Origin of the sequence: Sinorhizobium sp. P24N7, assembly GCF_042436655.1 — a bacterium.
Classification (GTDB): Bacteria; Pseudomonadota; Alphaproteobacteria; order Rhizobiales; family Rhizobiaceae; genus Sinorhizobium; species Sinorhizobium meliloti_A.
Genome location: NZ_JBHMIW010000004.1, coordinates 64411 through 75976, shown reverse-complemented (window position 1 = coordinate 75976; position 11566 = coordinate 64411). Strand labels below are relative to the sequence as shown.

General features: G+C 63.7%; 10 protein-coding genes. 8 read left to right on the top strand and 2 right to left on the bottom strand.

The features are described 5' to 3' along the window. The first annotated feature begins 21 nt into the window (after positions 1-21). The 7 genes from ACFHWW_RS07870 to mnhG all read left to right on the top strand — a co-directional run bounded on the left by ACFHWW_RS07870 (position 22) and on the right by mnhG (position 8869). The gene (locus ACFHWW_RS07870; RefSeq protein ID WP_379938060.1) at positions 22-2643 is read left to right on the top strand and encodes an EAL domain-containing protein; all 2622 of its coding nucleotides are present in this window, start codon (positions 22-24) and stop codon (positions 2641-2643) included. Between the two features lie 229 nt (positions 2644-2872). Continuing rightward, positions 2873-5782 (top strand): monovalent cation/H+ antiporter subunit A, encoded by a 2910-nt coding sequence (locus tag ACFHWW_RS07865; protein WP_379937919.1) that lies wholly within the window; start codon positions 2873-2875, stop codon positions 5780-5782. Beyond that, positions 5782-6129: a Na+/H+ antiporter subunit C gene (locus ACFHWW_RS07860; protein WP_100672859.1), complete on the top strand. Its 348-nt coding sequence runs from the start codon at positions 5782-5784 to the stop codon at positions 6127-6129. Before ACFHWW_RS07865 ends, ACFHWW_RS07860 begins: the two co-directional genes overlap by 1 nt. Further along, positions 6098-7741, top strand: coding sequence for a monovalent cation/H+ antiporter subunit D (locus ACFHWW_RS07855; RefSeq protein ID WP_379937918.1), 1644 nt, complete (start codon positions 6098-6100; stop codon positions 7739-7741). The genes ACFHWW_RS07860 and ACFHWW_RS07855 overlap by 32 nt, the downstream gene beginning before the upstream one ends. 2 nt (positions 7742-7743) lie before the next feature. Next, positions 7744-8229, top strand: a complete 486-nt coding sequence (locus ACFHWW_RS07850; RefSeq protein ID WP_379937917.1) for a Na+/H+ antiporter subunit E — start codon at positions 7744-7746, stop codon at positions 8227-8229. Next, entirely contained in the window at positions 8226-8507 is a 282-nt protein-coding gene (locus tag ACFHWW_RS07845; RefSeq protein ID WP_003528834.1) for a K+/H+ antiporter subunit F, read from the top strand. The genes ACFHWW_RS07850 and ACFHWW_RS07845 overlap by 4 nt, the downstream gene beginning before the upstream one ends. Continuing rightward, on the top strand, positions 8504-8869 hold the full coding sequence (gene mnhG / locus ACFHWW_RS07840) for a monovalent cation/H(+) antiporter subunit G (protein WP_324762395.1): 366 nt from the start codon (positions 8504-8506) through the stop codon (positions 8867-8869). The genes ACFHWW_RS07845 and mnhG overlap by 4 nt, the downstream gene beginning before the upstream one ends. Here the strand turns inward: mnhG and ACFHWW_RS07835 are convergent, their stop codons facing one another. Beyond that, entirely contained in the window at positions 8870-9682 is an 813-nt protein-coding gene (locus tag ACFHWW_RS07835; RefSeq protein WP_379937916.1) for an NAD(P)H-dependent oxidoreductase, read from the bottom strand. A 90-nt stretch (positions 9683-9772) separates the two neighbouring features. Here ACFHWW_RS07835 and ACFHWW_RS07830 point away from each other — a divergent pair, with 90 nt between their 5' ends. Next, on the top strand, positions 9773-10705 hold the full coding sequence (locus ACFHWW_RS07830; protein ID WP_100672855.1) for a LysR family transcriptional regulator: 933 nt from the start codon (positions 9773-9775) through the stop codon (positions 10703-10705). Between the two features lie 77 nt (positions 10706-10782). Here the strand turns inward: ACFHWW_RS07830 and cobM are convergent, their stop codons facing one another. Then, on the bottom strand, positions 10783-11541 hold the full coding sequence (cobM, locus tag ACFHWW_RS07825; RefSeq protein ID WP_100672854.1) for a precorrin-4 C(11)-methyltransferase: 759 nt from the start codon (positions 11539-11541) through the stop codon (positions 10783-10785). Positions 11542-11566 lie beyond the last annotated feature (25 nt).

Here is an 11566-nt window from a genome sequence, read left to right as displayed (position 1 = left end):
CTTTTGAAGCCGCATCATGCCATGTCCCGTCTGTCGCGCTTTCTCACCCCCAGCTACCTTCCGGCCCTCATCGCGGCCGTTGTGGTAGTCGCCGCCGGGGTTCTCGCCGACAATCAGAACCGGATCGTTTCGGAAGCGCGGCTGCGCTCCGAGGTTGCCGACGCGCTCAACCCGATACGCTCGAGCCTCGAGAGCAGCGTCAACGGCAATATTCAGCTGGTCCGGGGCCTGATCGCCACGATCGAGACCGAACCCGACATGCAGCAGCAGCGCTTCGGAGAGCTCGCACGCAGCGTCTTCAGCGGCGGCTCGCAGCTTCGCAACATCGCCGCCGCGCCCGAACTGGTGGTCGCGATGGTCTACCCGCTGACGGGCAATGAGAAGGCGATCGGTCTCGATTACCGCGCGAACGACAAACAACGCAGTTCCGTCATGCGCGCAGTGGCATCCGGAGAGATGGTGCTCGCGGGCCCTGTCGACCTCGTGCAAGGCGGTCGCGGGCTGATCGGCCGCTTCCCCGTAACCACCGGTCCGGAAGGTGGCAGGCGCTTCTGGGGCGTTGTATCAGCGGTGATCGATGTCGATCGCCTTTATCGCGACAGTGGCCTTTCATCGCCGGCGCTCGACATCGACATCGCCATTGCCGGCCGCGACGGCCCGCATTTCTTCGGCGACCCGGCAATCTTCGAAAGCGCCCCTGTCGAGATGAGCGTATCCTTGCCCGGCGGTTCCTGGCGCATGGCCGCGATCCCCAAAGGCGGTTGGCCGACGACACCGCAGAATGCGTGGCAGGTCCGCTTCCTCATCATTTTCGGCGGCCTGATGATCGTCGCTCCGATGATCGTTGCCGGCCGCCTCATGGCCGAGAGGCAAGCGAACTTTCGCGCATTGAGGCAGAGCAAGGATCAGCTTCAGGAGCTTTCGCACCGGCTGAGGATCGCGCTCGACACTTCGAAGATCGGCATATGGGAGCTCGACGTCGACAGCGGCACGCTCCTGTGGGACAGCCGCATGAAGGAGCTCTACGGCATCGGATCGTCGATGCGCGCGATCTACGAGGACTGGCGGAACACGCTTCATCCCGACGATCTCGCCCGTGCCGAGGCGGAATTCGCCGAAACGCTCGCCACGGGCGGCGCATACAACACGGAATTCCGCATCCGCCTTCCGGATGGGGAAGTCCGCCACGTCCGTGCGATCGGCTCGACCTATGCCGGAACGAACGGCAACAGGAAGATCGTCGGCGTCAACTGGGACGTGACGGCCGACGTGAAGACACGCGCGACGCTGTCGGAGGCCAAACGTCTCGCGGAAGCTCACAGTGCCGAGTTGGAGGCGGCACGCCATCGCATGGAATTCAACGCGCTGCACGATCCATTGACCGGTCTGCCCAATCGCCGCTTCCTGGACCAGATTCTCTTCGACCGCAGCCGGCGGGCCGACGCAAATGCGAAGATCAGCATCTTCCATATCGATCTCGACCGTTTCAAGCAGATCAACGACACGATGGGCCATGCAGCCGGAGACGAAATCCTGAAGCATGCGGCAAGCCTTTTGCGGGACAATGCACGCCAGGACGACTTCGTCGCCCGGATCGGCGGCGACGAGTTCGTCATCATTCGCGCAAGCGGCGGCGGCGACGAAGACGCGGCTCTGGCTTCCCGCGTGATCGAGGCGATGAGCGTTCCGGTGCGGTACGAAGATCAGGAATGCCGCATAGGCGTGAGCATCGGGATTGCCGCTCAAACCGATGCGACGGATGACCTTTCCCAGGTACTGGTCAACGCCGATATCGCCCTCTACGAGGCCAAGCGCCGGGGCCGCAACCGGCAAGAGACCTTTACGGGTGCGCTTAAGACCGCCGTGCTCCAGACGAAACAGACGGCCGACGAGATCCTGCGCGGTCTCGAGCAGAACGAATTCGTCGCATATTTCCAGCCGCAGTTCTGTCCAAGCTCGCTCGACATCATTGGCGTCGAGGCACTCGCACGATGGGATCATCCCACCAAGGGGCTCCTCGGCCCGCACGCCTTTCTCAAGACGGCGGAGGACATCAACGTCGTCGCGGCGATCGATCAGAAGATTCTCGAACAGGCGCTCTTTCAGATCTATCGCTGGGAGGCAAACGGGATCTACGTGCCGAAGGTATCGGTCAATCTCTCCTATCCGCGCCTGAGAGACGAGGGACTGATCGACCGGCTGGAGGAGCTTTCCATACCCGAGGGGCGGCTTTCCTTCGAACTGCTCGAATCGATTTCCTTCGACGAGAACGATGTGACGGTCATGTCCAACATCCGGCGCATCAAGGAACTCGGCATCGACATCGAGATCGACGACTTCGGTACCGGCTATGCCTCGATCCTGAGCCTGCTGAAGCTGACGCCACGCCGCCTGAAGATAGATCGGCAACTGGTGCTGCCTATTCTCGCCTCTCCGGCGGAGCGCCGGCTGGTGGCATCGATCATCGACATCGGCACATCGCTCGGGATCGAAGTGATCGCCGAAGGTGTCGAAACGCTCGAGCACGCCCGCATCCTCAAGGAAATGGAATGCCATGGTCTGCAGGGCTACGCCTTCGCCCGGCCGATGAACGCCAACGATCTTGCCACTTTCGTCTTCGAGCGGCGGTGGTGCGCCGCTTGACCGGGATCCGGACCCCGCTTTCAGAGGCGGACTGCACATACGCGGCATTTTCTTGCTGCTAAGGCTTGGCAGCCGTCCGGAAAATAGTCATAAAAACATATGCCTCCTGCCGCTGATGCGAACGCGCGGAACTCGTCCGCGTGACCCGTCCGGCGTCAGTCCTCGGGGGACCGAAGTCCCGACCTCCAATACACTCGGAAGGAGATAAACGATCGAATACGCGGAGAAATTGCTTTCTGTTTTCATTCTTGTCCCCTTCGCGGGAAGCCTCATTGCAATCTTCTTCCCGTCCGATCAGCGCGGTGCGATCTCCTGGTTCGCAGGTGCGATCGCGCTTGTCTGCTTCCTGGTGACCGCCGGCCTCTACCCCTACGTCGCCTCGGGCGGCGTCCTCCATTACCGGATCGACTGGGTTCCGCAACTCGGGCTGAACTTCACCCTCCGGATGGACGGCTTCGCCTGGCTGTTTTCGGCACTGATCACGGCGATCGGCGTTCTCGTCGTCCTTTATGCCCGCTACTATATGGCCGAGGAGGACCCGGTCCCGCGCTTTTTCGCGCTGTTCCTCGCCTTCATGGGATCGATGCTGGGCGTCGTTCTTTCCGGCAACCTCATTCTGCTCGCCGTCTTCTGGGAGCTGACCAGCATCGTCTCCTTCCTGCTGATCGGCTATTGGCACCATAACGCACACGCCCGCGACGGCGCCCGCATGGCGCTGACGATTACCGGCATGGGCGGCCTCGCCATGTTCGTCGGCCTGATACTCATCGGCAAGATCGTCGGCAGCTACGAACTCGACGCGGTTCTCGCCTCGGGCGACGCGATCCGCAACCATCCGCTCTATGGCACGGTACTTGTCCTCGTCCTGCTCGGGGCGTTGACGAAGAGCGCCCAGTTCCCCTTCCATTTCTGGCTGCCGCACGCGATGGCGGCCCCGACGCCGGTTTCGGCCTATCTGCATTCGGCGACGATGGTGAAGGCCGGCGTCTTCCTGCTCGTGCGGTTCTGGCCGGTGATGGCCGGCACGGATGCCTGGTTCTGGATCGTGGGCCTTGCGGGCCTCACAACGCTCCTGCTCGGCGCCTATTTCGCGATTTTTCAGCAGGATCTGAAAGGACTCCTCGCCTATTCGACGATCAGTCATCTCGGGCTCATCACCGTTCTCCTGAGCCTCGGCAGTCCGCTGGCGGCCGTCGCCGCGGTCTTTCATATCGTCAACCACGCGACCTTCAAGGCCTCCCTCTTCATGGCGGCCGGCATCATCGACCACGAAAGCGGCACCCGCGACATGCGCAGGCTGAGCGGGCTTTTCCACTTCATGCCGATCACCGCGACGCTCGCCATGGTGGCGAGTGCCGCCATGGCCGGCGTGCCGCTGCTCAACGGATTTCTCTCCAAGGAGATGTTCTTCGCCGAGGCGATCGAGACGCATCTCGTCAACCCGCTCGACACGGCTACGCCCTATGTGGCGACGATCGCGGGCATGTTTGCAGTCACCTATTCCCTCCGCTTCATCCACGGCGTCTTCTTCGGCCGGCCACCGGCGGACCTCCCGAGAAAACCACATGAGCCACCCCGCTGGATGCGGGCGCCGGTCGACTTCCTCGTTCTTGCCTGTCTGGTCGTCGGTATTATTCCCGCCCAGACGATCGGTCCCTTCCTTCACACGGCCGTTCTCTCGGTCCTGCGCGAGGGAACGCCCGATTACAGCCTTTCGGTCTGGCACGGCTGGAACATTCCGCTGATCATGAGCTTCGTCGCGCTTTCGGGCGGCATCGGCCTCTACTTCCTGATGCGCTCCTATCTGGCGACGGCCGTCGAGGGTCCGCCGGTCTTCCGCCTGCTCCAGGGGCAGCGCATTTTCGAGCGCGTGCTGGTAACGCTTTCCTGGAAGTGGGCCCGATGGCTCGAACAGCGGCTCGGCACGCGTCGCCTCCAGCCGCAGATGCGTCTCCTCGTCTTTCTGGCGCTTGCGGCAGGGGCATCGCCGCTTCTTCTCGGCAATTTCGAACTGCCGCCGCTCGTGATCCGCGGCATCGATCCCGCCTTTGCCCTGCTTTGGGCGATAGGCATCGCCTGCGCCATCGGCTCCGCCTATCAGGCGAAATTCCACCGTCTCGCCTCGCTGGTCCTCCTCGGCGGAGCAGGGCTCGTCACCTGCATCACCTTCGTCTGGCTTTCCGCACCCGATCTTGCGGTCACGCAGCTCCTCGTGGAGATCGTCACCACCGTGCTCATTCTGCTCGGATTGCGCTGGCTTCCGAAGCGCATCGAGGAGCCGATGGCGGCGGAGGACATCTCGATCAGGGTCCGCCTGAGACGCTTGCGCGACCTGCTGCTGGCGATCGGCGCCGGCGGGGGAATGATGCTCATCGCCTACACGGTGATGACGCGGCCCCTCCCCGAAACCATTGCCAGCTATTTTCTCGAGCGCGCCTATCGGGAGGGCGGCGGCACAAATGTCGTCAACGTCATCCTCGTCGATTTCCGCGGCTTCGATACGCTTGGCGAGATCGCCGTGCTCTGCATCGTCGCGCTCACGGTCTTCGCGCTTCTCCTGCGCTTCCGCCCCCAGTCCGACAGCCTGGAGACGCCAGAGCAGCAAAGGGTGCAGAACGCCTTCGACGACGATCATCCCGACCGCGCCGCCGGCGACAGCGTCGCCGAATATCTCTTCATCCCGGCAGTGATCATGCGCTGGATGTTTCCGGTCACAGGAATGCTCGCGGCCTTTCTCTTCCTGCGCGGACATGATCTGCCGGGGGGCGGCTTTGCCGCCGGCATCGCCATGTCGATCGGCTTTATCCTGCAATATATGTCCGGCGGAACCCGCTGGGTCGAGGAACGGCTCCGCATCCATCCGCTTCGCTGGATGAGCATCGGCCTGCTGGTCGCGACGGCCACGGGCGTCGGGTCCTGGTTCTTCGGCTATCCCTTCCTCACCTCCCACGCGCAATATGCAAGCCTGCCGGTCGTCGGCAAGTTTCCGCTCGCAAGCGCGATCCTCTTCGACCTCGGCGTCTTCTCGCTGGTGCTCGGCGCCACCGTTCTCATCCTCATCGCGCTGGCGCACCAGTCGGTCCGTGCGCCGCGTGCGCATGCGAAGGCCGCACGCTCGGACAAGGAGGCGGCACGCTAATGGAACTCATTCTTTCGGCCGGGATCGGCACGCTGACCGCATCGGGCGTCTATCTTCTCCTGAGGCCGCGAACATACCAGGTGATCATCGGGCTTTCGCTGCTCTCCTTCGCCGTCAATCTCTTCATCTTCGGCATGGGCCGGTTGCGGGTGAACGGCCCTCCGATCCTCGATCCCGGCGGCGTCGGCGATCTCGCCCGCTATACCGACCCGGTGCCGCAGGCACTGGTGCTGACGGCGATCGTCATCGGCTTCGCCATGACCGCACTTTTCCTCGTGGTGCTGCTCGCCTCCCGCGGCTTCACCGGAACCGACCATGTGGACGGAAGGGAGCAGCGCGGTGACTGATTGGCTCGATCATCTTCTCATCCTGCCGATCCTCCTGCCGCTTGCCGTGGCTGCGGTGCTGATCCCGATCAACGAGCGCGACCGCACATTGAAGGGGGCCATCGGCTTCGCGTCCACGCTCGTCGTCTTCATCCTCTCGATGATCCTCATGCGACTTGCCGCGGCCGGCACCGGCAGCCTGCCCGGATCAGGGGTCTATCAGCTCGGCAATTGGCCCGCCCCCTTCGGGATCGTCCTCGTGCTCGACCGCCTGTCGGCCCTGATGCTGTGCCTGACGAGCGGCCTTGCACTCGCCGCGCAGGCCTATTCCATGGCGCGGTGGCACACGGCCGGGCATCACTTCCATTCGCTTTTCCAGCTTCTCGTAGCCGGTCTCAACGGCGCCTTTCTCACGGGCGACCTCTTCAATCTCTTCGTCTTTTTCGAAATGATGCTGGCCGCCTCCTATGGCCTGCTCCTGCACGGCTCCGGTCCGCTGCGCGTGAAGGCGGGGCTGCATTATATCGCCGTCAACCTCGCCGCCTCGGCGCTGTTCCTGATCGGCGTCAGCCTGATCTACGGCGCCGCCGGCACGCTCAACATGGCCGACCTCGCGACGAAGCTCGCAGCCCTCGAACCGAGAAGCAGAACACTCGTCGAAATGGGCTCGGCCATCCTCGGCGTCGCCTTTCTCGTCAAGGCGGGCATGTGGCCGCTCAGCTTCTGGCTGCCGACGGCCTATGCCGCGGCGACGCCGCCGGTCGCAGGCGTCTTCGCGGTCCTGACCAAAGTCGGCATCTACGTCATCATCCGCCTGCATCTGCTCGTCTTCGGCACTGCGGCGGGCACATCGTCCGGTTTCGGCCAGGACTGGCTCGTCACCGGGGGAATGCTGACGATCGCCTTCGGCGGTATCGGCGTGCTCGCCTCGCAGGCGATGGGCCGTCTTGCGGGCTACTCCGTTCTCGTATCCTCGGGGACCCTGCTCGCCGCGGTTGGCCTCGGCCACGACGGAATGCTCGCCGGCGCACTCTTCTATCTTGTCAGCTCGACACTGACGATCGGGGCCTTCTTCCTGTTGATCGAGCTCGTCGAACGCGGCCGGGACGCCGGCGCCGACGTTCTGGCCGTGACGATGGAAGCCTATGGCGATTTTGACGAGGACGAGGAGGATGAAGAGGTCGGCGTCGCCATCCCCGGCACGATGGCCGTTCTCGGCCTCTGCTTCTGCCTCTGTGCCCTGCTGCTCGCCGGCCTGCCGCCTTTCTCCGGCTTCATCGCCAAATTCGCGCTCATCAGCGGCCTCTTCGACATGCCGGGCGCCGAGCTCGCGACCGCGATATCCGCCGCCGACTGGACCTATGTCACTCTCCTCATCCTGTCCGGGCTCGCTGCCATGATCGCGATGAACCGCATCGGCATCCGAACGTTCTGGGCGTCGATCGAGGGTACGATCCCGCGGGTCGTGGTGATCGAGATCACGCCGGTCGTCGTCCTGCTCGCAGCCTGCATCTTCCTGAGCCTGCAGGCGGGGCCCGCGATGCGCTACATGCAGGCGACGGCTGACGATCTGCTCGCGCCCCTCACCCACAGCGAGCGCGTGCTTTCGGCGCCGCGGGCCGGGAGCCAGTAGCGATGCGTACCTGGTTCCCCTACCCGCTGCTCTCGATCGCGCTCCTCCTCATGTGGCTGCTTCTGAGCCAGTCCGTGACGCCGGGCTCAATCGCCCTCGGCCTGGTGGTCAGCACGGCTCTCGCATGGGTGACGCTCAACCTGCAGCCCGCCCGCTCGCGTCTCCACCGCTGGAGCCGGATCGCCGGATTCATCCTGCGCGTCGTCGGCGACGTCATCCGCTCCAATATCGCCGTCACGCTCATCATCCTGCGCGCAGGCAGGCGTCCGGTGAATGCGGGCTTCATGACGGTCAGCCTCGATCTCGCCGACGAGAACGCCCTGGCGCTGCTCGCCTGCGTCGTCACGGCGACGCCGGGCACCGCATGGCTCGAATATGACCGTCGCCGGAAGATCCTGCTCTTCCACGTGCTCGACATCGACAACGAGGACCTGTGGCGGAAAACGATTACGCGCTATGCGGCCGATTTGAAGGAGATATTCGAATGATGGAGCTTGCCGTCGTCTGGTCCGTGCTCGTCGCACAGACCATGCTTGCGCTGGCCATGGCCTTCGCGCTCTACCGCATGGCCAGAGGACCGAGGGCCCAGGACCGCATTCTCGGTCTCGACACGCTCTACATCAATGCGATGCTGATGCTCATCACCTTCGGTATCCGTACGGCGAATACGGTCTATTTCGAAACGGCGCTGATCATCGCAGTGATCGGCTTCGCCTCGTCCATCGCGTTGGCAAAATTCCTCATGCGCGGCGAGGTGATCGAATGAGCCATCTGACCGACCTTCCGCCATGGGCGGCGCTGCTCGTCTGCGGGCTGATGCTTATCGGTGCCGCGACCACCCTGATCGGATCGCTCGGGCTCCTGCGCCTGCCCGATTTCTACGCGCGCCTGCACGCCCCGACGATCGCGACCAGCGGCGGCACCATTCTCCTCTGCCTCGCGTCCATCCTCTGCTTCGCCGTCCTGCAGAGCCGCTGGGTGTTCCACGAAGTCCTCATCATCTTCTTCGTGACGGTGACGACGCCCGTGACCCTGATGCTGCTTGGCCAGGCGACCCTGTACCGCGACCGCTTCGAGGAACGGCCAGGCGTGCCGCCCAAGCAGAAACCCGCACCGGGTGAAGAATAGCTACTCGCCCGCCTGACGAAGCGCCTCCCGCGTCTCATCCAGGTGAAGCGCAAAACCGGACGCAGTCTGGTCTTCCAGTCCGGGGCGGAGCTGCATGCTTGGAATGAGATAGTCTCCGCCATTTTGCTGCCTATATGGAATGGGTGAGACGGTCCCGATCGTCCGCATCCTTTCCCGAAGACCCTCAGCGGCCTCAGTGAATCCGGCTTCGTCGAGGCGATCGGCGCGATAAGCCACGAAGGGAGGAAGCACGTCATAGCCGGGATAATAGAGGATGCCGTGATTGATCGGGAACAGAAGGTCGTCGATCGGTCCGTTCACCCCGCGGGCCGAATAGTGCTCTTCCCAACCCCCGGCGGTGACGATCAGCATCGCGCGTTTGCCTGCCAGGTTGCCTTCGCCATAGCGGTCGCCCCAGCGCTTGTCGCTATGCTCGCCGACGCCATAGGCGAAACCGTAGGCGAACACCCGATCGACCCAGCCCTTGAGAATGGCAGGCATGGAAAACCACCAGAGCGGGAATTGGAGGATCAGAACGTCGGCCCACAGCAGCTTGTCGATCTCCGCCCTTACATCTTCCGTCAAAGCACCGGTTTCGAAGGCGTTCTTGGACGCCGCGACCGGCACCAGCCGCGCATCCGGCGGCAAAAGGGGGAAATCGGCGTGACCGACTTCGGACTTCCAGCCGTCGGCATAGAGGTCAGAGATCCGCACTTCGTGACCTTGGGTCATGAGCTCCTCGACGGCGACGTCGCGGAGCGCTCCGTTGAGCGAACGCGATTCAGGGTGGGCAAAGACGAGCAGAATTTTCATGGATCATTCTCCTGATAGTAGGTCGCCTCACTGTAGCCGGAGCATCAGTATTCCACTATATGTCTGGAATGGATATGATTGAGCCATATAATGGATAAATCGGACGTCACCCTCGAACGGATACGCACCTTCGTTCGCGTCTCGGAACGGGGCAGCTTGTCGGCAGTGGCGCGAGAGCTCGGCATCGGCCAATCCACCGTGACGCGGCATCTGCGCGAACTCGAGGAGGCCGTCGGCGCGCCTTTGCTGAGCAGGACCACCCGGCGCGTCACGATGACCGACGAAGGCAGCCGCTACTATGCTCGAAGCGTCGAGATCCTGCGCCTGGTGGAACAGGCCAGCGACGAGGTGCGCGTTACGCGCGGCGCCCACGCCGGCACGATCCGCATCTCCTGCACGGCAGCTTTCGGTGTGCTGCATGTAAGCCGGCTTATCTTCGAATTTCAGGACGCCTATCCGGATATCGGCGTCGATTTGAGCCTTACCGATGAGCGGATCGACCTCGTGCGGGAGGGAATTGATGTGGCGCTCCGCCTGGGGCCTCTTACCGACAGTTCGATGCGGATGAAGGCGCTTGGCCAAAGCCGACGGCTGCTGGTGGCAGCGCCGGCCTACCTGGCGAAGCGAGGAAGACCGGCCACTCCACAGGAGCTCATCGGGCACGAAGGCATCCGGATGTCGAATGTGGCAGGCAGCGAAACCCTCGCCCTGCAGGGGCGGGATGGCAGGTACCACGCCGTTCCCTTCGGCGGTCGCTTGAAAGTGGACCATGGCCTCGCCGCACGCGAAGCGCTCGTCTCCGGACGCGGCATCGCGCCTGCGCATCGATGGCTTGTCGGCGATCTTCTGGAGGCGGGAAGGATCGAGGTCGTGCTGCCCGACTATTCGCTTCCTTCCGTGCCGCTCAACATGCTGGTCGTACCGGAACGCGCCGGCATCTCCCGGGTCCGCCTTCTCATCGACTTCCTCGCAAATGAGATCGGCAAGCTTCCGGGAATGGACCGTTCGCCGAACGGGCAATGATCAGCCGGCGCTTTTCTGCGGCGCCGCGTGTCTTATCAGGAAAGCTCGCTATAGCACTTTGAACGATGCCCGCCCGTTCAATCGCGCCCGCGGAAGCGGCGCTGATAGGCGGGGTCGTAGAGCGAGCTTTCGCGGAAATCCGATGCCTCCAGGCCCGGTCCGACGAAGATCAGCGCGGTGCGTTCGATCGGGTCCGCCGCGACCCTGGCTGCGATATCGCCGAGCGTGCCGCGGACGACGCGTTCGTCCGGCCAGGAGGCCTTGGCCACGATCGCGACCGGGCAGTCGGCGCCGTAAAGCGGCGTCAGCTCCTCGACCACCTGACCGAGCGCGTGAATCGCAAGATGGATCGCAAGCGTCGAACCGGTGGCGCCGAAGGCGGCAAGCGTCTCGCTGTTCGGCATCGGCGAGGCACGACCCGAGACGCGGGTCAGCACCAGACTCTGCGCGACCGCCGGGATCGTCAGCTCGCGGCCGAGCGTCGCGGCAGCGGCAGCGAAGGCGGGGACGCCCGGGGTCAGCGTGTAGTCGATCCCATTCTTCTCCAGCCGGCGGATCTGTTCTGCCACCGCGCTCCAGACGGAGAGATCGCCGGAATGCAGCCGGGCGACATCCTCGCCGGCTTCGGCGGCGCGGACATATTCCGCCTCGATCTCGTCAAGCGACATCGGCGCCGTATCGATAATGCGAGCGCCCGGCGGGCAATATTGCAAGAGCTCGGCCGATACGATCGAACCGGCGTAGAGGCAGACGGGGCAGCGGCCGATCAGGTCCCTGCCCCTGATCGTGATGAGGTCTGCCGCGCCCGGGCCTGCGCCGATGAAATGAACCGTCATGATCTGTCCTCTCGAAAAAAGCATG